The following is a 20,973-nucleotide window of genomic DNA, read 5'->3' as shown; positions in this document are numbered from 1 at the left end:
GGTCAGGAGGACGGCGGGATCTCGCCGGAGCCCCGCGGGACGAGCCGGGCGGGCAGCTCGACGCGGCTGGTCCCCTCCACCGCGCCGTCCAGCCGCCGGAAGAGCAGCTGCGCGGCGGTCCGCCCCAGGCCCGGGGCGTCCTGGGCCACGACCGTGACCGGCGGATCGAGAAGGTCGGCCAGCTCGAAGTCGTCGAAGCCGACCAGGGCGATGCGCTCGGGGCGGCCGGACAGCACGCGGACCGCGCTCACGGTGACCCGGTTGTTGCCCGCGAAGAGCGCCGTGACCGGCTCGGGACCGGACAGCATCACCGCCAGCGCCGCCTGCACGCGGTCGGGCGTGGTGGGGCCCATCGCGTACCACTCGGGGCGGACGGTCAGCCCGGCGTCGGCCATCGCCTCGCGGTAGCCGCGCAGCCGTTGGGCGGCGGTGTGGATGCCGGGCTGGTCGCCGATGAAGCCGATCCTGCGGTGGCCGTGCGCTATGAGGTGGGCGACGCCGGTGCGGGTGCCGCCCGCGTTGTCGGTGAGGACGACGTCGGCGTCGATGCGGCCGGCGGGCCGGTCCACGAACACGGTGGCCACACCCGCGTCGATCTCCGGGCTCAGGTAGCGGTGGTCGTCACCGGCCGGCACCACGACCAGGCCGTCGACCCGGCGGGCGCAGAAGGCGAGCACCAGCTCCTGCTCGCGGCGCGGGTTCTCGGTGCTCGACCCGGTGAACAGCAGCGCCCCGTGCGCGCTCGCCACGTCCTCCACGGCCCGGCTGAGGGCAGCGTAGAAGGGGTCCGCGAGGTCTTCGAGGACCAGGCCCACGCTGGCCGTGCGGCGGGTGCGGAGCAGCCGCGCGCTGTCGTTGCGCCGGAAGCCGAGGGCGTCGATGGCGGCCTGGACGCGGGCCATGGTGTCGGGCGTGACGCCCGGTTCCTCGTTCACCACCCGGGACACCGTCTTGAGGCCGACGCCCGCGCGAGCGGCGACGTCCTTCATGGTGGGCCGGGGGACTCGTCCAGCAGTATGGGTCACGGTCGTAGTATTCCCTGCGGCAAGAGATGGACAACGTTGTCACGATCAGGCGAGACTACCCCCGGGGCCGCCGTCGCGGAACCCTGGCCGTCGGTCCGGCACGATCCGTCGTACCGGACCCGCCGCCCCGCACCGTACCCGCACGACTCCGGCGCCATCGGGCGCGAGACCTCGCACGAGACCTCGTGCGACACCGCACCACACCGAAGGAGACCCCGAAGCGATGCACCTGCACGGCGTGACCGGTCCACTCGTGGCCGCACTGGACATCGGCGGTACGAAAATCGCCGGGGCGCTCGTCGACACCGACGGCCGCCTGGTCACGCGGTCGCTGCGGCCGACGCCCCCCGGGGGCGACGGCGAGACGGTCATGCGGGCCGTCGCCGAGGTGGTCGGCGAGCTGCGCGCGGCGCCGCAGTGGGACGCGGCCGTCGCCGTCGGGATAGGCAGCGCGGGCCCGGTGGACGCCGTGCACGGCACCGTCAGCCCGGTCAACGTGCCCGGCTGGCGGGACTTCCCGCTCGCCCCGCGGGTCGCCGGGGCTGCCGGCGGGCTGCCGGTGGTGCTGGCAGGCGACGGCGTGGCGATGACCGCCGCCGAGCACTGGCAGGGCGCGGCGCGCGGCTACGACAACGCGCTGTGCATGGTGGTGTCCACCGGCGTCGGCGGCGGGCTGGTGCTCGGCGGCACGCTGCTGCCCGGGCCGACCGGCAACGCCGGGCACATCGGGCACATCAGCGTCGACCTCGACGGCGACGCGTGCCCGTGCGGCTCGCGCGGCTGCGTCGAACGGCTGGCCAGCGGCCCCAACATCGCCCGCCGCGCGGTGGAGTCCGGCTGGACGCCGCCCGCGGGCGCCGCGCCGACGGCCGCGGCCGTCGCCGAGTCCGCGCGGGCCGGCGACCCGCTCGCGCTGGCGTCCTTCGACCGCGCCGCGCAGGCGCTCGCGGCCGGCATCGCCGCGACCGCGACGCTGGTGGAGATCCATGTCGCCGTCATCGGCGGCGGGGTGGCCGGTGCCGGCCCGGTGCTCTTCGACCCGCTGCGCGAGCACCTCGCGCGCTACGCGACGCTGTCCTTCGCCGCGGGCGTCGACGTCGTCCCGGCCAAGCTGGGCACCGACGCGGGCCTGGTCGGCGCGGCCGCCGCAGCGGCCCAGGGGCTCGCTTCCGGAGCCGGAGCCCGTCGGTCGCGGGGTGCCCTTCAGCGGTGCGGCACGAGTTGCCGGGGCTGCCGGATCAGTCGCACGTGGTGTGCGGGTGTGTTGGTGGTGGCCGGGTCCGGGAGGACCGCTTCCGGAGCCGGAGCCCGTCGGTCGCGGGGTGCCCTTCAGCGGTGCGGCACGAGTTGCCGGGGCTGCCGGATCAGTCGCACGTGGCGTCCGAGGTGTTGGTGACGGCCCGGTCGGGGACGGACCTTCCCCGGGGTTCTTCGGCCCCGGGCCCCCAGCGGTGCAGCAGAACGGTGGGGGAACTGCCGGGGGCAGTCGCACCCGGCGTCCGAGGTGTTGGTGACGGCCCGGTTCGTGACGCCCCCCGGGGTCCTTCGGATCTGGGGGCGCCCCCCGGCGGTGCCGCACGCACGGCTGGGGCTGTCCCCCGGGAGGTGCGCGAGTCCAAGGCCCTGGCCGTGCAGTCGGTGCTCACGCCGGTCTCGCCGGGCGGCCGGTCGCTCCCGTCCGTCGCCCCTCCCCGTCGCCGAGCGGGGTGGGGCGGCCCTGTCAAGCCGGACCCGTGCGGGCGGCACGGCGCCGGGCTCAGGCCGCGGTGCGGTCCGCGCGGCGGGCCAGCAGCAGGACGGCCGCCGCGCCGGCCAGGCACACGGCGGCGCTGAGGAGGAAGGCGTGGTCGGCGCCCGCGGCGAGGGCGGCGGCGGGGGAGCTGCCGTGCGCGGCCGTCACGACGGAGACGGTCAGCGCGACGCCGAGCGCGGAACCGACGTAGCGGGCGGTGTTGTTGGCGCCCGAGCCCATGGCGCTGCGGTCGGCGGGGACGCTCGCGACGGCGAGCCGGGCCAGTGCGGCGTTCAGGATGCCGCTGCCGGCGCCCGCGACGACGAGGCCCGGGAAGAGCCGGGCGTACGAGCCGCCGGTGTGCAGGCCGTAGAGGCCCGCCTGTCCGGCAGCGGATGTCACCAGGCCCAGCGCGGCTTGCGTTGCGGCGCCCATGTGCACGGCGAGCCGCCGGGCCAGCAGCGCCGAGACGGCGGACAGCCCGGACCAGACGACGAGCAGCAGGCTGGTGGCGACCGCGCTGGTGCCGAGCACACCCTGCACCACGGTCGGCAGGTAGCTGAACAGCCCCACGACGGCCAGGCCCGTGGTCAGCGCCCCGGCGCCGGAGGCGAGGAAGACGGGGCTGCGCCACAGCGCGGGATCGAGCATCGGCTCGGCGACCCGGCGCTCGATCGCGGCGAAGGCGGCGAGCACGGCGACGGCTGCCGCGACCAGGACCAGGACGGCGGGCCGCAGCCAGCCGCCGCGGCTCTCGCCGAACCCGGCGACCAGCGCTCCGATGCCCGCGCTGAGGGTGACCGCGCCCGCCAGGTCGAGCCGCCGGGGGCGGGCGGCGCGGGATTCGGGCACGGCGGCGGTCAGCACGACAACGGGCACGGTCAGCAGGGCCAGGCCCCAGTAGATCGCCCGCCAGTCCCAGGCGTCGGCCAGCAGCGCCGCGCAGAGCGGACCGAGGGCGATGCCGGCGCCGACGGTCGACCCCCAGACGCCGAGGGCCCGCACCCGGTGGTGGCCGGCCGGGTGGGTCTCGGCGATCAGGCCGAGGCCCGCGGCGAGGACGGCCGCACTGGCCGCGCCCTGGAGGACGCGGCCGGTCAGGAAGAGGGCGGTGCCGGGTGCGGCGGCGGCGAGCACGGTGGCGAGCAGCAGCAGGACGCTGCCCGCGGCGAAGGTGCGGCGGCGCCCGCGGGCGTCCGCCGTGCTGCCCATGGTGAGCAGCAGGGCCGCGAGGCCGACCGGGGTGCCGGTCAGCATCCAGGTCTGGGCGACGGGGCCGGAGTGCAGTCCCCGCGCGGTGACGGCGAGCGTGGCGGTGGGGGCGGTGAAGGCCATCAGCGTGACCAGGGTGCCGAGGCCGACGGTGAGCAGGGTGACGCCCGCGCCGGGCGCCGGGGACGCGGGGGCCGTCGGGGACACGGGCGCGGGTGCCGGTCCGTGGTTGCGGGGGCCGGGCGGTGCGGCGGCCGGGGCCGGATCGTCGTGTGCGGCCTGGGCGTTCATGGGTTCCCTCCGCGGGGTGCGGCCGGCCCGTCGGGGCGCGGGCAAGGTGGAGTCAGGTGAGTCTGTTCATTGAACTCACTGGGTGGCGGCAGCCTAGCATGTCGGTCTGTTCACCGAACCTGCCGGTACGCTGGGCCCATGGCACTCGGTACGGACTACGCCCGGCAGGACTGCTCGCTCGCCCGCGCCCTGGAGGTGGTCGGCGAGCGCTGGAGCCTGCTGATCCTGCGCGACGCCTTCTACGGGGTCCGCCGCTTCGGCGACTTCCTGGCCCATCTGGACATCCCGCGGGCCGTGCTCACCACGCGGCTCGCCGCGCTCACCGAGGCCGGCGTCCTGCGCAAGGAGGCCTACCAGCAGTCCCCGCCGCGTTACGACTACGTGCTGACCGACGCCGGACTCGGCCTGTGGCCGCCGCTGCACGGCCTGCTCCGCTGGGGCGGGGAGTACGCGGTGGAAGGCGAGCCGACCCGGACCTTCCACCACGCGGAGTGCGGGACCCGGCTCGACATGACGGGCGGGTGCCCGCACTGCGCGCTGGCGCAGGTGCCCCCGGCCGGCGTCGAGATGCGCACCCGCGTGCTGCCCGGCCGGCCCGTCCGCTCCGACCCGGTGACCGCGGCGATCGCCGCGCCGCACCGGCTGCTGCGGCCGCTGCGCGGGGCTGCCGGGGAGGACGCGTTTGCCGGTGCCGATGATCCGGGCAATTCGTAGGGGTCAACGGAGAAGGGGGCACCGTGATCATCTGGGTGAACGGGGCGTTCGGCGCGGGCAAGAGCGCTGCTGCGCGCGAGCTGCTCGACCTCATACCGGAAAGCACCCTGTACGACCCCGACGTCCTCGCGGGCTGCCTGCGGCAACTGCTGCCCGAGAAGCGGCTCCAGGAGGTCACCGACTACCAGGAACTCACCCTCTGGCGGCGGCTGGTGACCGAGGCCGCGGCCGGGCTGCTCGCCGAGGTCGGCGGGGTGCTCGTGGTGCCGATGGCGCTGCTGAGGCAGGCGTACCGGGATGAGATCTTCGGCCGTCTCGCGGCGCGCGGGATCGAGGTCAGACATATCGTGCTGGATCCCGGAGAAACGATCCTGCGTCACCGGATCGCCACCAGTACCGGACACCGCGACCCTACCGGCGCCGCGGGCCGCGCGGACCACCCGCACGGCGCGGACGGCACGGACGCGGCGGACCCCTCACCGGCGGACGAGGCGGCCTGCCGCTGGGCGCTGGAGCGCGTGCCCGACTACCTCGACGCGCTGCCCTGGCTCACCCGGGACGCGCACGTGGTGTCCACCGCCGGCCTGACGCCGCGGCAGACCGCGCTGCAGATCGCCGAGGCGCTCGCCCGGGGCGAGGGCGCGTGCGGGATCGTCCAGACGCCCGAGCCGCGGGCCGAGACGGTCGCCGCCGGAGTGCTGCTCTTCGACGACGCCGACCGGGTGCTGCTGGTCGACCCCACCTACAAGTCCGGCTGGGAATTCCCCGGCGGGATCGTCGAACGCGGTGAGTCGCCGGCCGCCGCGGGGCACCGCGAGGTCGCCGAGGAACTCGGTATCGAGCTGACCGGCGGCCTGGAACTCCTCGTCGTCGACTGGGAACCGCCGCACCCCGCCGGACACGGCGGGCTGCGGCTCATCTTCGACGGCGGGCGCATGCCCACCGCCGACATCGGCCGGCTGCTGCTGCCACCGGCCGAGCTGCGCGACTGGCGCTTCGTCACCGAGGACGAGGCCGCGGGCCTGCTGCCGCCCGTCCGGCTCGACCGGCTGCGCTGGGCCCTGCGCGCCCGCGAGCAGGGCCGCCCGCTCAACCTCGAAGCCGGCCACCCCGCACAGTGAGCCGGAGGGCCACCGGCCCCGGCCCCTGCCCCGCATCCCGCGGGGCCGGGGGCCGCACCGGCTGCGGCTATGACGCCTTCGAGGCCGCGTAACGCTGCAGGAACACCGCCTCGGTGAGCGACAGCCGCTCCAACTCCTCCGGCGACACGCTCTCGTTGACCGCGTGGATCCGGGCCTCCGGCTCACTCAGCCCGATCAGCAGGATCTCCGCCTGCGGGTACAGCGTCGCGAGCGTGTTGCACAGCGGGATCGAACCGCCCTGCCCCGCGATGGCCATCTCCTGCCCGTACGCCTCGCGCATCGCCTCGGCCATCGCCGTGTACGCCGGGCTGCTCGTGTCGGCCTGGAAGGGCTGGCCGCTGCCGCAGTGCTTCACCTCGACCTGCGCGCCCCACGGCGCGGCCGCCCGCAGGTGCTCCTCCAGCGCTGTCGCGGCGTGCTCCGCCGTCATGCCCGGAGGCACCCGAACGCTCACCCGGGCACCGGCGGTGGCCTGCACCGACGGGGTCGCGCCGACCACCGGCGGGGCGTCGATGCCCATCACCGTCACCGAGGGCCGGGCCCAGAGCCGGTCGGCGACCGTGCCCGTACCGACCAGCCCGACACCGTCGAGCACCTTGGCGTCCCGCCGGAAGTCCTCCTCCGGGTACTCCAGGCCCGCCCAGGTGCCCGAGCCGTCCAGGCCGGCGACCGTGGTCGCGCCGGACGCGTCGCGCAGCGAGTCGAGCATGCGGATCAGCGCCGCCAGCGCGTCGGGTGCCGCGCCGCCGAACTGGCCCGAGTGCAGGTTGCCTTCGAGCGTTGCCACCCGGACCTCCAGTTGCGCCATGCCGCGCAGCACCGAGGTGACCGTCGGCAGCCCGACCCGGAAGTTGCCCGCGTCGCCGATCACGATCGCGTCCGCGGTCAGCAGTTCGGGGTGCGCCTCGGCGTAGCGCTCCAGCCCGCCGGTGCCCTGCTCCTCCGAGCCCTCAGCGATCACCTTTACGGTGACCGGCACCCCGCCCTGCGCGGCGAGCGCCCGCAGCGCCGTCAGGTGCATGAGCAGCCCGCCCTTGCAGTCGGCGGCGCCCCGGCCGTACCACCGCCCGTCGCGCTCGGTCAGCTCGAACGGCGGTGTCAGCCACGCCGACTCGTCCAGCGGGGGCTGCACGTCGTAGTGCGCGTACAGCAGCACCGTGGGGGCGCCCTCCGGGCCGGGCAGCAGGCCGTAGACCGACTGCGTGCCGTCCGGGGTGTCCAGCAGCGCCACCTCCTGGAAGCCCTCGCCGCGCAGGGCCGCCGCCACCCAGGCCGCCGCCTTCTCGCTCTCGCTGCGCGGGTACTGGCGCTCGTCGGCCACCGAGGCGAAGGACACCAGCTCCGCCAGCTCGGTACGCGCGCGGGGCATCAGCGAGGCCACGGTCTGGGACAGCGGAACGGACGGCATGGGCTGCTCCTCGTAGGAATCGGCGGGTCGCGGCGCTCGGTGGGTGCACGCAACGGTCGCTGCCGATGGTGCCACAGCAAGTATGGTCCGGCGGGAGCAATAGGATGCCCTGAGCAGGGGTGACGACGGACGGGCCGAGCGGGAGCGGATCAGACGTGAGCGGTGAGCAGGCGGCGCAGGGCAGCGAAGCGCAGGACGGGGAGACGCCGGGGGTCTGGGACGTCGTGGTGATCGGCGCGGGCCCCGCCGGAGCGTCGGCCGCGCACGCGGCGGCGGTCACCGGGCGGCGCGTCCTGCTGCTGGAGAAGGCAGAACTCCCCAGGTACAAGACCTGCGGCGGCGGCCTCATCGGCCCCTCGCGGGACGCGCTGCCGCCCGGCTTCGACCTCCCGCTGCGCGAGCGGGTGCACGCGGTCACCTTCAGCCTCAACGGCCGCCGGACCAGGACCAAGCGCTCTCGGCAGATGCTCTTCGGCCTCGTCAACCGCCCGGAGTTCGACGCCGCGCTCGTCGACGCGGCCCGCGAGGCGGGCGCCGTGGTGCGCACCGGTGTGACCGTCTCCCGGGTCGAGCAGCACGGCCCCGGGGTGCCGGACCGGCGCACGGTCGCGGTCGTCGTGAGCGCGAGCGGCAGCGGCGGCGCCGCCGGCAAGCGCGACGAGGAGATCGTTTACGCCCGCGCGGTCATCGGCGCCGACGGCAGCGCCAGCCGGATAGGGGCACACGTCGGGGTCAAGCTCGACCAGGTCGACCTCGGTCTGGAGGCGGAGATCCCTGTCCCGCCGTCCGTGGCGGAGGACTGGGCCGGCCGGGTGCTGATCGACTGGGGCCCGCTGCCGGGCAGTTACGGCTGGGTCTTCCCCAAGGGTGACTCCCTCACCGTCGGCGTGATCTCGGCCCGCGGCGACGGTGGCGCCACCAAGCGCTACCTGGACGACTTCGTCGCCCGGCTCGGGCTCGCCGGATTCGAGCCCAGCGTCTCCACCGGGCACCTCACCCGCTGCCGCGCCGACGACTCGCCGCTCTCCCGCGGCCGGGTGCTGGTCTGCGGTGACGCGGCCGGGCTGCTCGAACCCTGGACGCGCGAGGGCATCTCCTACGCGCTGCGCTCCGGCCGGCTCGCGGGGGAGTGGGCCGTACGCATCGCCGAGGCGCACGACGCGGTGGACGCCCGGCGGCAGGCGCTCAACTACGCCTTCGCCGTCAAGGCGGGCCTCGGCGTCGAGATGGGAGTCGGGCGCCGGCTGCTCGGCGTCTTCGAGCAGCGGCCGGGGCTCTTCCACACGGCGCTGACCACCTTCCCGCCGGCCTGGCGGGCGTTCGCCGGCATCACCAGCGGCAAGAGGTCGCTCGCCGAAATCGTCCGCACCCACCCCGTCGCCCGGCGCGCGCTGGACAGTTTCAGCCGCGCCTGACCGCCGGCCACGGGCGGCCGTTCCCCGGCGGCGGCCGCCCGGACGCCGACGCGGGCCGCCCTGCCGGACCCTTTCCGTGCGCCTCCGCGCATTCGGGTGCTTGCGCACACCCGCCCGCTCACGCGCCGGAATCCGCACCCGCGTCCGAACGCCCGCCCGGCTCGGTGATGCGGAACACCGGGTGCCTGGGGGCTATCGCGCGCAGCTGCTCGTCCGACGAATCCGGGCCGACACCGTCGAAGAAGACCCCGACCTCCGCCTTCCAGCGCTTCAGGTAGGCGCGCAGCACCGGCACCTTCTCGTCGTCGCCGACCTCCACCGCCGTGAACGCCTCCGCCTTCTTGCCCAGGCGGAGCTCACCGCCGCCCGCCGCCCGCATGTTGTGCGTCCACTGCACGTGCCCCCGCGGGGCGACCAGATACCGCTTCCCCTCCAGCGCCAGCAGATTGACCGGCGTCGTCCGCCACTCGCCGCTCTTGCGGCCCCTGACGGCCAGGACCCGGGAGCCCCAGACGCTGAGCCCGCGGCGGGTCAGGAAGGCGACCGCGCGGTTGAGGACGTTCACAGTGATCCAACCGGGCTTCCGGACGTGCAGGACCTGCTCGGACATGACGGCCTCTCCTTCTTTCCTGTCGTTCCTGTCTTCCGCTCTCATTCCGTGAGCGGTGCTCTCGCTTGAGAACAGTGTGCTCCTGTGTGGGCCCCGAAAGCAAGAGCACCGCTCTCTTTTTATCTCCCCGATCTCGTTCTTGGCCAATGCTCTTCTCCGATGGCACACTGGGGACCATGAGTGCCATCAAGGGAGCCAGGGAAAGGGCCAGGGCCGAGATCACCGAGGCGATCAAGGAGGAGGCGAGCCGACAGCTCGCCGCCCACGGGTCGGCCGGGCTCTCGCTGCGTGCCGTCGCGCGGGAGCTGGGGATGGCGTCCTCCGCCCTCTACCGCTACTTCCCCTCCCGGGACGACCTGCTCACCGCTCTCATCATCGACGCGTACGACGCCGTCGGCGAGGCGGCGGAGCGGGCGCTCGCCGGGGTCGACGCGGACGCCCGCGACCGCGCCGCCGCAGCGGCGGTGGCCGGGGTGAAGGCACCGGCCACCGCCGCACCGGTCGACCGCTGGCAGGCGGTCTGCGGCGCGGTCCGGGAGTGGGCGGTCGCGCATCCGCAGGAGTACGCCCTGATCTACGGCTCGCCGGTGCCCGGCTACGCCGCGCCGCAGACCACCGTGGGCCCCGCGTCCCGGGTGCCGCTCGCCCTCGTCTCGGTCGTGCGCGACGCGCATGCCGCCGGACTGCTCGGCGAGTCCGCCGGCCGCCCGCTCGCCGAGCCGGTGCGTGCCGACGCCGTCCGGCTCGCCGCCGAGCTCGCGCCCGAGCTGCCGATACGTGTGGTCGCCGCGCTGGTCGCCGTCTGGGCACAGCTCTTCGGGATCGTCAGTTTCGAGCTGTTCGGGCAGTTCAACCGGGTGGTCGAGGCGCGCGGCCCGTTCTTCGAGCAGGCCGCCGCCGCGCTCGCCGCACAGGTCGGGCTGGCGCCCGGCGACCAGGCCGGCAGCGGGAGGGACGACGCCGCAGCCGCAGCCCCCTCCGGCGAGCCGGCCGGCGCCGAGGCGGCCCGCGGCGTACTCCCCACGGAGTAGCCGCACCGCCCTCGCGCAGCGGACGCCGCCCCCGGCCCCAGCGGTCTAGCGTGGACGCATGACGTACGAGGTGCACCCGGGGCCGCCGCACGGCGGGCACGGGCCCGCGCCCGCGGGGGAGTCGCGCCGCCGCGGCGTGCTCTCGCTGTGGGTCCCGGTCGTACTGCTGGCGTTCCTCCAGATCACCGGTTCCAGCGCGGCCGGGCGGCACCAGTCCGTACGCGTCGACCTCGACCGGCTCGGCTACCTGCTGCTGCTGGCGGGCCCCGCCCTGCTCCTGCTGCGCCGCCGCGCGCCCGTCCCCGTCGCCGCGGGCGTCGCCGTGGTCACGCTGCTCTACGTCGTGCTCGGCTACCCGTACGGGCCGGTCTTCGCGAGCCTCGTCGTGGCCTTCTTCAGCGCGGTGGCCGCCGGGCACCGCAAAGGCGTGCTCGTCGTGGCCGGCAGTGCCTTCGCCGCCCACGCCCTCGTCGTGCTGTGGCTCTACCGCTGGCTGCCGCCCTCCGGCGACTCCCAGGCGTCGTGGACGGAGGTCTCGGGTGTCGCCGCCTGGCTGGCGGCGGTGCTGGCCGCGGCCGAGCTCTTCCGGGTGCGGCGCGAGCGGATCGCCCGCGAGCGGCGGGAGCGGGCCGCGGCCGAGCAGCGCCGGGCGGACGAGGAGCGGCTGCGTATCGCGCAGGAGCTGCACGACGTGCTGGCGCACAGCATCTCGCTGATCAACGTCCAGGCCGGTGTCGCCCTGGCGCTCATGGACGAGCGGCCCGAGCAGGCGCGCACCGCGCTGACCACCATCAAGGCGGCGAGCAAGGAGGCCCTGGGGGAGGTGCGCCAGGTGCTCAGTGCGCTGCGCACCCCGGGCAGCGAGGCGCCGCGCGCCCCCGTCCCCGGGCTGGACCGGCTGCCCGAGCTGGTCGAGCAGGCCACCGCCGCCGGGCTGCGCGCCGAAGTGACCGTCGACGGCGAGCGGGTCGCGCTGCCGCCCGGCGCCGACCTCGCCGCCTTCCGTATCGTCCAGGAGGCGCTGACCAACGTGGTGCGGCACTCCGGTTCGCGCACCGCCCGGGTCCACCTCGCCTACCGGCCCGGCCTGCTCCAGGTCCAGGTGGACGACGACGGCCCCGCCTCGGCGGGCGGCGAGACCGGCGGCGGCAACGGCCTGGTCGGCATGCGCGAGCGGGCCGCGGCGCTGGGCGGCACGGTCGAGACGGGCCCGCGCCCCGACGGCGGCTACCGCGTCCGCGCCCGCCTCCCGCTCGGCGGCCGGACCGCGGCCGCGGACCCTGCCGGCCCTGGCGCCCCTGCCGAGGACACCCCCGACCATGCGGCCGGACCGGCTGCCGAGGAGCGTTCATGATCCGCGTTGTGCTGGCCGACGACCAGGTGCTGGTGCGGGCGGGTTTCCGGGCGCTGCTCGACGCCCAGGCCGACATCGAGGTGGTGGGCGAGGCCGCGGACGGTCGGGAGGCACTGCGCGTCGTGCGCGGGACGCGGCCCGACGCCGTCCTGATGGACATCCGCATGCCGCTGACGGACGGGCTCGCGGCGACCCGCGACATCACCGGCGACGCGGCGCTGGCGGACGTGAAGGTCGTCGTCCTGACCACCTTCGAGCTGGACGAGTACGTCTTCGAGGCGATCCGCTCGGGCGCCTCGGGCTTCCTGGTCAAGGACACCGAGCCCGCGGAGCTGCTGCGCGCGGTCCGCGCGGTGGTGGCCGGCGACGCGCTGCTCTCGCCCGGTGTGACGCGGCGCCTGATCGCGGAGTTCGCCGCCCGGTCGAAGGAGCCCGCGGCCGCGGGCGCGCTCGACGAGCTCACCGACCGCGAGCGCGAGGTCATGGCGCTGGTCGGCATGGGCCTGTCCAACGAGGAGATCGCGCGCCGCCTGGTCGTCAGCCCGCTCACGGCGAAGACGCACGTCAGCCGGGCCATGGTCAAGCTCGGCGCCCGCGACCGCGCCCAACTGGTCGTCCTGGCCTACGAATCGGGCCTGGTCCGCCCCGGCTGGCTCGGCTGAGGCCGTCCGGCCTCGCGAGCCCGCTGTCACGATTCCGCCTCACGAGCCCGGCCCGCGCATCATCCCCGCGCCGCGGCGGCGAGGCGCGGCGCCCTCGCTGCTGCGGAGCCCGCAAGCCGAACGCGCTCGGAACCCCCGGACGCCGGCGGCCCCGCGCGCCGTAGCGCGCGGGGCCGGTCGCGTGCCCGCCCCCGTACCGCGGGCACGCCGAGTTCAGGCGCGGGCAGAGCCGTCACCGTCGGTGCGGGACGCTCCCGCGGACGCCACCGCGCCGTTCTCGGCGGCCTCCCGCTCCGCTGCGGCCTGCCGTGCCCGCTCGTCGCCCTCGGAGGAGGCGACGAGGATGCCGTACGTCGGGCGCCGCCTGCGCAGGCCGGTCAGGGTGAGAAGCAGGCCGACGAGGCCGATGACGGTGACGACCCACAGCGCGGGGCGGTAGCTGTCCAGCACCGCCTGCTTGCTGCCGGCCGCGCCGCCGGAGGTGTCGGTGTTGGCGGTGACCACCGCCGTCACCACCGCGAGGAAGATCGCGCCGCCGACCTGGAAGGACGTGTTGAGCAGGCCGGAGACCATGCCCTGCTCATGGTCCTTGACGCCGTTGGTGGCCTGGATGTTGAGCGCCGGGAAGGCCGTGGCGAAGGCCCCGCCGAGCAGCAGCATCGACGGCAGGATGACGCCGGCGTAGCTCGGGTGCAGGTCGATGCGCAGGAAGAGGACGTAGCCGATGACGAGGGCCAGGAAGCCGAACGCGGTCACCCGCGGGGTGCCGAACCGGTCGACGACCGGGCCCATCCGGGTGGAGAGGATCGCCACCAGCGCGCCGGCGGGCAGGAAGGCCAGCGCGGTCTGCATGGCGCTGTAGCCGAGCACGTTCTGCAGGTACTGCGTGACCAGGAACTGGAAGCCGACGTACGAGCCGAAGAAGGTCGCGGCCCCCAGGTTGGCCCGCACCTGCGTGGACGAGCGGAGCACACCGAGCCGGATCAGCGGCGACGAGGAGCGGTTCTCGATGACGGTGAAGGCCGCGAGCAGCACCGCGACGGCGGCGAAGGAGCCCAGCGTGCGGGCCGACGCCCAGCCGGCGCTGGAGGCCGAGACGACCGTGAAGACTAGCAGCAGCATCGAGGCGGTGCCGGTCACGGCGCCCGGCAGGTCGTAGCCGCGGCCCTGCGTGCTCTCCCGCGGGGTGCGCGGGATCAGCTTGAGGCCGGCGATCAGCGCGATCACCGCGACCGGCGCGGGCAGCAGCATCGTCCAGCGCCAGCCGGCCTCGGTGAGGAAGCCGGAGAGGACCAGGCCCATGGAGAAGCCGGTCGCGCCGCAGCTGGAGTAGATGGTCAGGGCGCGGTTGCGGATCGGGCCCTCGGCGAAGGTGGTGGTGATGATCGACAGGCCCGCGGGAGCGGTGAAGGCGGCGCTCAGGCCCTTGACGAAGCGGGTGGCGATGAGCAGCGAGCCGGAGTCGACGAGGCCGCCGAGCAGCGAGGCGACGGCGAAGACGCCGAGCGCGATCAGGAAGACCCGGCGCCTGCCGAGCAGGTCGGCCGCGCGGCCGCCGAGCAGCAGCAGGCCGCCGTAGCCCAGGATGTAGCCGCTGACGACCCACTGCAGCGAGGTGGTCGACAGCGAGAGTTCGGAGCCGATGGAGGGGAGGGCCACGCCGACCATCGAGACGTCGAGGGCATCGAGGAAGAGCGCGGCGCACAGCACGAAGAGCGTGCCCCATTGGAGGGCGCTCCATCGGTCCTGCGCACGGGGGACGGTGGTGGACGTGGCTGACGGAGAGGTCATGATCGGTAGATTACATGCAAGTGCATGAGATGCAAGCGCATTTAATTACCGTGCATCGGGGTCCGTTTTCTGCTACCCTGCGGGCATGGCAGTGGACAAGGACGAGCGTGCGCTGGAGCGCGAGTGGCGGGAGATCCTCGCCATCCACGCCCGCACGGCCTGCGAACTGGACCGTGAGCTGAACCAGTACGGTCTGTGCGCGAGTGACTTCGAGGTTCTCGACGTGCTCGCCGGCGACCCGGAGGACGGCGGCTGCACCTTCCGCGTGCAGGAGCTGGCCGATCGCGTCCACCTCAGCCAGAGTGCGCTGTCACGGCTGGTGGCGAGGCTGGAGAAGGAAGGGCTGGTCGACCGCGGCATCTGCTCGGAGGACCGCCGCGGCGTCTACGTCGCGATCACCGACAGTGGCCGCTCCCGCCATGCCGAGGCCCGCCCCGGCCACCGTGCCGTCCTGGAGCGGATGCTCCCGAAGCACGCCGAGGCGTAAGGCCCTTCCCGCACTTCCCGTGCCCCCCGTCGTACGCGTACGAGCCCCGCAGGACGCCGTCCCGCGGGGCTCGCGCGCGCCCGGCCCCGTCAGGCCGCCGTACGCCCCAGGTTGCGCACCGAGTACGCCAGCGCCGCCGCGACGGCGCCGAGGGCCGACACCGTCGTCAGAGCGGTAGGGAGCCCCACCGCGTCGGTGAGGAAGCCGATCGTCGGCGGGCCGAGCAGCAGCCCGCCGTAGCCGAAGGTGGACGCGGCGGCCACGCCGCCGGGGCCGGTCAGCGCGCCCGCCCGGGCGATCGTGGTCGGGAAGGTGTTGGAGAGCCCGAGCCCGGTGAGCGCGAAGCCCAGGACGACCAGCGGCAGCAGCGGGGCCAGCGCTGCGAGCAGCATGCCGCCCGCCGCGAGCACCGCGCCCAGCACCAGCACCCGGGTCTGCCCGAGCCGCAGCAGCAGGGCCGTCCCGGACAGCCGGCCGAGCGTCATCGCCAGGGTCACCGCGGCGTATCCGGCGGCGGCGACGCCGGGGCCGCGGTGCAGGTCCTGCTGGACGTGCAGCGGGCCCCACTCGGCGAGCGCCCCCTCGCCGTACGTCGAGCAGGCCGCGATCAGGCCGAAGAGCGCGACGAGCAGGCCCGGGTGGCGTGCGGTGGCGGACGCGGAGGTCCCGTTGCCCGGCGTCGTTTCCGGTGCGGCCGGTGCGGAGGTCCCGTTGCCCGGCGTCGTTTCCGGTGCGCCCGGTGCGCCCGGTGCGCCTGGTGCGGCCGGTGCGGGGGTACGTGCGGCGGGCGGGGGGATCTGCTCGGGCGGTGCCTGGAGCCTCGTGCCCAGCAGGACGCGGCCGGTGAGCAGCACGGTGACCAGGCCGACCGGGGTGAGCAGCGCCAGGTGGACGGCCGGCGACAGGTGCGGCGCCAGCAGCCCGCCCAGGCCGGCGCCGACGAGCCCGCCGCAGCTGTAGGCGGCGTGGAAGGACGACATGACCGGGCGGCGCAGTGCCGTCACCAGGTCCACGGCGAGGCTGTTCATGGCGACGTTCAGACCGCCGTACGCTATGCCGAACACCAGCAGGACCAGGCCGAGTGCCAGTGCCGAGTGGGTCTGCGGCGGCAGGGCGATGCTCAGCGACAGCATGATCGCGGTGCCGACGGTGACGCGGTCGCTGCCGAAGCGGCGGCAGAGCCGTCCGGTGAGCACCATGGTGGCCACCGCGCCCGCCGACACGCCGAGCAGGGCCAGCCCGAGCTGGCTCGCGGAGGCGCCGGTCTGGGCTTTGATGGCGGGAATGCGGACGACCCAGCCCGCGAAGAGGAAGCCGTCGACCGCGAAGAAGACGGTCAGGGCGATGCGCAGCCGGCGCAGGGCGGGATCGGTGATCGGGGAACGGGAAGGCCGGGACGGTCGGGAAGATCGACTCAGGGCCGTCCCTATTTTGTTCAGTGTCGGCACAAAGTGAGAATAGGGGGGTGACACAGATTCGGACAAGGCTGGAGCGGGGCCGCGGAGCACTCGGCCCCGCGCTCGCGCTCGTGCACACCGGCCGTGCGGCGACCCGCGCACTGCTCACCGCGGAGCTGGGGGTGACCAGGGCCACGGCGGGAGCGGTCGCCGCCGAACTGGAAGCGCTGGGGCTGATCCGGGTGGACACCCGGCCCAACGGCCCGGCGGGCGCGCAGGGGCGGCCCTCGCACCGGCTGGACGTCGCGCCCGGGGGTCCGGTCGCGCTCGCCGCGCAGGTGCACGCCGACGGCTTCCGCGCCGCGCTCGTGGGCCTCGGCGGCGAGATCGTGGCGACGGCGCCCGGCTCCATGACCGTGCCGCCCGACGCCGCCCACGTGCTGGGCGCGGTTGTCGAGGCGGGCGCCGGGCTGCTGCGGGAGTCGGGACGGTTGTGCGTCGGGGCGGGCCTCGCGGTGCCGTCCGCGATCGCCGAGCCCGAGGGCCTCGCGCTCAACCCGCTGCACCTGTCCTGGCCGGCCGGTACGCAGGTGGCCGAGGTCTTCGCCGGGAAGATCGCCGAGGTGGGCATCCTGGGCCCGGACGGCGAGCCGGTCCCGTCCTTCGTCGGCAACGACGTCAACGTCGCGGCCCTCGCCGAGCACCGGCACGGCGCGGGGCGCGGCGCGCAGCACCTGCTGGTGGTCGCCTCCGGGCACCGCGGCGTGGGCGGCGCGCTGGTGCTGGACGGCCGTCTGCACACCGGGAGTTCGGGCCTCGCGCTGGAGGTCGGCCACCTCACCGTACGGCCCGACGGGCGGCCCTGCTACTGCGGCAGCCGCGGCTGCCTGGACGTCGAGGCCGACCCGCTGGCCTTCCTCGAGGCGGCCGGGCGGGCCCCGGGCCCCGAGGTGTCGCTGCTCGACCAGAGCGCGGCCCTGCTGCGTACGGAGTACGCCGACCCCGCCGTCAGGGCCGCGGCGCTGCTGATGATCGACCGGCTCGGACGCGGCCTCGCCGGACTCGTCAACGTCCTCAACCCGGACCGCATCCTGCTCGGCGGGCTGCACCGTCACCTGCTGGACGCCGACCCGGAGGCGCTGCGCGCGGTCGTCGCCGACCACAGCCTGTGGGGCCGCAGCGGCAGCGTGCCCGTGCTGGCCTGCGCGCTGGACCACAACAGCCTGGTGGGCGCCGCGGAGCTGGCCTGGCAGCCGGTGCTCGACGACCCGCTGGCCGTCCTCGGCGGCTGACCCGGGGCGAAGGGCGTACGGCGGCGCCGGGAGCGTACGTTCCGGTGGGCGTACGCCCCCCCCGCGCCGCCCGCTGCGCCTGCCCCCGGAGGCCCGCGGCCTGCGCCCGGCGCCGCCCGCGGGGGTGCCGGGCGGGCGCGGCGTACTCCGCGCGGAGCAGCCGCGGTGCCGCTGGCCGTACGACGACTTCGGCGGCCGGGGAAGCGAGGCTCGGTGGTGTCGGGAGAACCCGGCAGGACCGAGGAGTTGACAGACGATGGACACCCTGGCGTGGCACGACGGCGGGCCCGGCCCGTGGATCCTCTTCTTCCCCCTGATCTGGGTGTTCGCGGTGGCCGCCGTGATCACCGTGCTGCGCCGCACGGTGTGGCGCGGACGCGGCGCCCCGTGGCGGCAGTTCGGGCCGCCCGCGGCGGGCGGCGGCAGCGAGCACAGCCCGCTCGCGGTGCTCGGCCGGCGCTTCGCCTCCGGCGAGATCGACGAGGAGGAGTACTGGCGCCGCATGTCGGTGCTGGAGGAGCACTTCGCCCGCAGCCCGCGTGACCGGAGCAGCGGCAAGGACGGTGCCTGACGGCCCGCGTGCCGACCGATCGGGCCTGACGGTCGGCGTGCCGACCGATCGGCGCGGCCCCGCAGCCGGCAGCGAGACCGGCGGCGGGGCCGCCGCCGTGTGGTGGACGCGATGAGGTCCACGGCCTCGGCGACACCGCGGTGCGGGTCCTGGACGGCGTGACGGTGGGCCTCCCGGCCGGCCGCTTCACCGCGGTCACGCCCGCCCCGCGCGCCGGGCGGACCGCTCAGGTGGGGGCGCTGCGGGAGAGCGGCGGACACCCGGGCGTCTCGCGCCGTCGGGCGGTGGGCGGGCCGGCAGCGACGGGCCCGAGCCTGACGGTGACGGTGACGGTGACGGGGGCGCCGGGCCCTGGTGCCGGCCGCCGGCGGCACCGGCACGGGCGCGTTCGCGATCCCGCCGCTGCCGCTCGCCGTGGTGCTGCTGGTGGGCGTGCTCGCCGCTCGCCGCTCGCCGCTCGCCGCTCGCCGCCCGGAGCCCGGCGCACCGCTCAGCCCGGCTGGATGTCCTGCGGGCGGTCGCGGCCGGGTGACGGGCGTACGTCGGGCGCCGCCTCCCCATGCGCGGGGGAGGCGGCGCCCGGTGCGCGGTGCCGCCGGCGCCCACACCGGCGGCCCGCGCGGTCAGGCCGCCGCAGCGACGGCGGCCGGTTCGGGGACCGTGCCGGTGACCGGCGCGGTGACGGGCTCCAGGGCCGGCTCCGGCAGCGGCTCGGCCATGGCGCGCTCGAACGGTACGGTGTTGCGGCCCGGCAGCATCGTCGGCACCGCGACCGGCGTGCGCAGCACGAACCACACGACCTTGCCGGCGTCCTCCGGCAGCAGGTCGGTGCCCCACGTGTCGCTCAGCGCCTCGACCATCGTCAGGCCGCGCCCGGTGGTGGCCATCGGCTCCACGGGCCGCAGCTGCGGCAGCCGCGGGTCGCTGTCGGTGACGGCCACGGTCAGTCGGTCGTCGGCGAGGGTCAGCCGGACGCCGCACTTCTTGTCGGGCCGGGCGTGCCGGTGCACGTTGGCCAGCAGCTCGCTGGTGGCGCTCGCGGCGGGCTGGACCAGCGGATCGAGCCGCCAGTAGCGCAGCTGCGCGGCCACGATGCGGCGGATCTGCTGGATCCGGTACGGGTGCGCCTCCAGTTCGAGGACGCACTCGCGCGGTGTTCGGTGGGTCGGGTCGGTCCGGTCGGTCTGGTCCGCTTGCATGATCACGGCTGCGACTCCCTCCGCGGCTGGGACGGTCCCGCACATGCGGGCGCCGGCCGTACGCCGCTCCGATGGGAACGGTTGAGCGAACTGCTTAGAGTGACTGCTTCAGCACTCCGTGATGCGATATCAGCGTCACCCGATGTGGGGAATGTCGCAACTTGTCGCGCGTCGCACCGCTGACCTGCCGGTTCGGTGGGCGGACGGGCGCCGGCGGGGCATCAGGTGCCGCCGACCGGCCGTGGGGTCGTTCACTCCGGACCGAGGTCGTCCGGGCCGGTCCGCACCAGCTCGGCCAGCGTGTCGAGCGCCCGGCGCAGCACCGGCGGCGGGGGAGAGGCCAGCCCGATCCGCACCGCGGCCGGCGTGCTGTGCGAGCCCACCACGAAGGACGCCGCGGGCGTCACCGCGATGCCGCGCCGGGCGGCGGCGGCCACGTAGGTGTCGGCCCGCCACGGCGGCGGCAGCTCCAGCCAGCAGAAATACGAGCACGGGCCGGACCGGACGGCGAGCCCCGCCAGCGCCTCGGCGGCCAGCTCGGCGCGCAGCCGGGCGTCCTCCCGCTTGGCGGCGCTCAGGGCTGCGGCGGTGCCGTCGCCGATCCACCCGGTCGCCGCGGCCAGCGCGTACCCGGCGCTCGTCCAGCCGCCGGAGCGCAGTGCGGCCGACACCCGCGCGGTGAGCGCCGCCGGGGTCGCCGCGAAGCCCGCCGTCAGGCCCGGCGCGAGGCGCTTGGAGAGGCTGTCGACCAGCACGACCCGCTCCGGCGCGTACGCGGCCAGCGGCGGCGGCGCGTCCGCCCGCAGGAAGGCCCAGATGGCGTCCTCGACGGCGGGCAGCCCCGATTCCCGCAGCGCCGCCGCCAGTTCGGCCCGCCGCCCGGGCCCCATGGTGGTGCCCAGCGGATTGTGCAGCGTCGGCTGGACGTAGAGCCCGCCGAGCGGCGCGGCCCGGTGCGCGGCGAGCAGCGCGCCGGGCAGCAGCCCCTCGGCGTCGCACTCCAGCGGCACCAGGGTCACCCCGAGCCGCGCCGCGATCGCCTTGACCACCGGGTACGTCAGCGCCTCGACGCCCAGCCGCCCGCCGGGGCGCACCAGTGCGGCCACGCACGCGGCGACCGCCTGCCGCCCGTTGCCGGCGAAGAGCACGCCCGCCGGGTCCGGCGCCCAGCCCGGCCGGGCGAGCAGCTCCGCCGCCGCGGCCCGCGCCGCGGCCGTACCGCCCGCCCCGGAAGGGCCCAGCGCGGCCCCCAGCACGTCCGGCCTGGCCAGCCGGGCGAGCCCCGCGGCCAGCGCCTCCGGCTGGCCCGGCGTGACGGGGTAGTTGAGCTCCAGGTCGACGCGGGCGGTGCCCGGCTCGGCGAGCGCCGGGTCCGCGGCGGGCGCCGCGGCCCGTACGAAGGTGCCGCGTCCCACCTCGCCGACGACCAGGCCGCGCCGGGTCAGCTCGGCGTACACCCGGCTCGCCGTCGACTCGGCGACGCCGTACCGCCGCGCGAACGCCCGCTGCGTCGGCAGCCGGTCGCCCGGACGCAGCCGCCCCGCCGCGATCTGCGCCGCGACCGCGTCGGCCGCCTGCCGGAAATCCCGCGCCATACCCGCTCCCCCGCCTGTCCGTGCCGCCTGTCCGTGCCGCCCGCC

Annotated in this window: 17 protein-coding genes and 1 pseudogene; 10 read left to right on the top strand and 8 right to left on the bottom strand. The window is 75.7% G+C overall.

The genetic code is table 11. From position 1 onward, the window contains the following. Nucleotides 1–2: 2 nt before the first annotated feature. Nucleotides 3–989 (bottom strand): LacI family DNA-binding transcriptional regulator, encoded by a 987-nt coding sequence (locus IH54_RS0106225; RefSeq protein ID WP_052397136.1) that lies wholly within the window; start codon nt 987–989, stop codon nt 3–5. Nucleotides 990–1,248: 259 nt separating this feature from the next. On the opposite strand from IH54_RS0106225, the pseudogene IH54_RS0106220 reads away from it, so the two are divergent. Beyond that, nucleotides 1,249–2,208: pseudogene (locus IH54_RS0106220) on the top strand (ROK family protein); the annotation flags it as partial. Between the two features lie 573 nt (nt 2,209–2,781). Here IH54_RS0106220 and IH54_RS0106215 read toward each other — a convergent pair. After that, on the bottom strand, nt 2,782–4,260 hold the full coding sequence (locus IH54_RS0106215) for an MFS transporter (RefSeq protein ID WP_031513613.1): 1,479 nt from the start codon (nt 4,258–4,260) through the stop codon (nt 2,782–2,784). A gap of 138 nt (nt 4,261–4,398) precedes the next feature. Between IH54_RS0106215 and IH54_RS0106210 the strand changes: the two genes are divergently transcribed. Continuing rightward, nucleotides 4,399–4,974 (top strand): winged helix-turn-helix transcriptional regulator, encoded by a 576-nt coding sequence (locus IH54_RS0106210; RefSeq protein ID WP_052397135.1) that lies wholly within the window; start codon nt 4,399–4,401, stop codon nt 4,972–4,974. A 23-nt stretch (nt 4,975–4,997) separates the two neighbouring features. Beyond that, nucleotides 4,998–6,095 (top strand): NUDIX hydrolase, encoded by a 1,098-nt coding sequence (locus IH54_RS0106205; RefSeq protein WP_031513609.1) that lies wholly within the window; start codon nt 4,998–5,000, stop codon nt 6,093–6,095. Nucleotides 6,096–6,162: 67 nt separating this feature from the next. On the opposite strand, the gene IH54_RS0106200 is transcribed toward IH54_RS0106205, so the two are convergent. Further along, nucleotides 6,163–7,524, bottom strand: coding sequence for a dipeptidase (locus IH54_RS0106200; RefSeq protein WP_031513607.1), 1,362 nt, complete (start codon nt 7,522–7,524; stop codon nt 6,163–6,165). Nucleotides 7,525–7,679: 155 nt separating this feature from the next. On the opposite strand from IH54_RS0106200, the gene IH54_RS0106195 reads away from it, so the two are divergent. Continuing rightward, on the top strand, nt 7,680–8,939 hold the full coding sequence (locus IH54_RS0106195; protein ID WP_031513605.1) for a geranylgeranyl reductase family protein: 1,260 nt from the start codon (nt 7,680–7,682) through the stop codon (nt 8,937–8,939). A 118-nt stretch (nt 8,940–9,057) separates the two neighbouring features. Here the strand turns inward: IH54_RS0106195 and IH54_RS0106190 are convergent, their stop codons facing one another. Then, entirely contained in the window at nt 9,058–9,549 is a 492-nt protein-coding gene (locus tag IH54_RS0106190; protein WP_052397134.1) for a nitroreductase family deazaflavin-dependent oxidoreductase, read from the bottom strand. A 176-nt stretch (nt 9,550–9,725) separates the two neighbouring features. Between IH54_RS0106190 and IH54_RS0106185 the strand changes: the two genes are divergently transcribed. Genes IH54_RS0106185 through IH54_RS0106175 form a run of 3 tightly spaced genes read left to right on the top strand, consistent with a single transcriptional unit; the run spans nt 9,726 to nt 12,596 of the window. Continuing rightward, nucleotides 9,726–10,580 (top strand): TetR/AcrR family transcriptional regulator, encoded by an 855-nt coding sequence (locus IH54_RS0106185; protein WP_063762231.1) that lies wholly within the window; start codon nt 9,726–9,728, stop codon nt 10,578–10,580. Nucleotides 10,581–10,638: 58 nt separating this feature from the next. Then, nucleotides 10,639–11,934: a sensor histidine kinase gene (locus IH54_RS0106180; protein WP_107060111.1), complete on the top strand. Its 1,296-nt coding sequence runs from the start codon at nt 10,639–10,641 to the stop codon at nt 11,932–11,934. After that, on the top strand, nt 11,931–12,596 hold the full coding sequence (locus IH54_RS0106175) for a response regulator transcription factor (RefSeq protein ID WP_031513597.1): 666 nt from the start codon (nt 11,931–11,933) through the stop codon (nt 12,594–12,596). The genes IH54_RS0106180 and IH54_RS0106175 overlap by 4 nt, the downstream gene beginning before the upstream one ends. A gap of 213 nt (nt 12,597–12,809) precedes the next feature. Here IH54_RS0106175 and IH54_RS0106170 read toward each other — a convergent pair whose 3' ends face one another. Next, on the bottom strand, nt 12,810–14,387 hold the full coding sequence (locus tag IH54_RS0106170; RefSeq protein ID WP_078861980.1) for an MFS transporter: 1,578 nt from the start codon (nt 14,385–14,387) through the stop codon (nt 12,810–12,812). An 85-nt stretch (nt 14,388–14,472) separates the two neighbouring features. Between IH54_RS0106170 and IH54_RS0106165 the strand changes: the two genes are divergently transcribed. Then, nucleotides 14,473–14,874 (top strand): MarR family winged helix-turn-helix transcriptional regulator, encoded by a 402-nt coding sequence (locus tag IH54_RS0106165; RefSeq protein WP_031513592.1) that lies wholly within the window; start codon nt 14,473–14,475, stop codon nt 14,872–14,874. A gap of 89 nt (nt 14,875–14,963) precedes the next feature. Here IH54_RS0106165 and IH54_RS0106160 read toward each other — a convergent pair whose 3' ends face one another. Then, a complete protein-coding gene (locus tag IH54_RS0106160) occupies nt 14,964–16,322 on the bottom strand; it encodes an MFS transporter (RefSeq protein WP_031513590.1) in 1,359 nt (452 codons plus the stop codon). 17 nt (nt 16,323–16,339) lie between these two features. Here IH54_RS0106160 and IH54_RS0106155 point away from each other — a divergent pair, with 17 nt between their 5' ends. Together IH54_RS0106155 and IH54_RS0106150 are read left to right on the top strand one after the other, a co-directional pair. Then, nucleotides 16,340–17,563 (top strand): ROK family protein, encoded by a 1,224-nt coding sequence (locus tag IH54_RS0106155; protein ID WP_031513588.1) that lies wholly within the window; start codon nt 16,340–16,342, stop codon nt 17,561–17,563. A 256-nt stretch (nt 17,564–17,819) separates the two neighbouring features. Further along, complete coding sequence (locus IH54_RS0106150) at nt 17,820–18,134, top strand: SHOCT domain-containing protein (RefSeq protein WP_031513586.1); 315 nt, start codon at nt 17,820–17,822, stop codon at nt 18,132–18,134. Nucleotides 18,135–18,757: 623 nt separating this feature from the next. Here the strand turns inward: IH54_RS0106150 and IH54_RS0106145 are convergent. Both IH54_RS0106145 and IH54_RS0106140 read right to left on the bottom strand, forming a co-directional pair. Then, complete coding sequence (locus tag IH54_RS0106145; RefSeq protein WP_078861998.1) at nt 18,758–19,333, bottom strand: ATP-binding protein; 576 nt, start codon at nt 19,331–19,333, stop codon at nt 18,758–18,760. A 251-nt stretch (nt 19,334–19,584) separates the two neighbouring features. Then, nucleotides 19,585–20,928 (bottom strand): PLP-dependent aminotransferase family protein, encoded by a 1,344-nt coding sequence (locus tag IH54_RS0106140; RefSeq protein ID WP_031513582.1) that lies wholly within the window; start codon nt 20,926–20,928, stop codon nt 19,585–19,587. Nucleotides 20,929–20,973: the final 45 nt, after the last annotated feature.

The organism is Streptomyces sp. NRRL F-5123 (genome assembly GCF_000721495.1).
GTDB lineage: Bacteria > Actinomycetota > Actinomycetes > Streptomycetales > Streptomycetaceae > Actinacidiphila.
The sequence above is the reverse complement of the archived record's forward strand: the minus strand, read 5'-3'. Positions and strand labels throughout refer to the sequence as shown.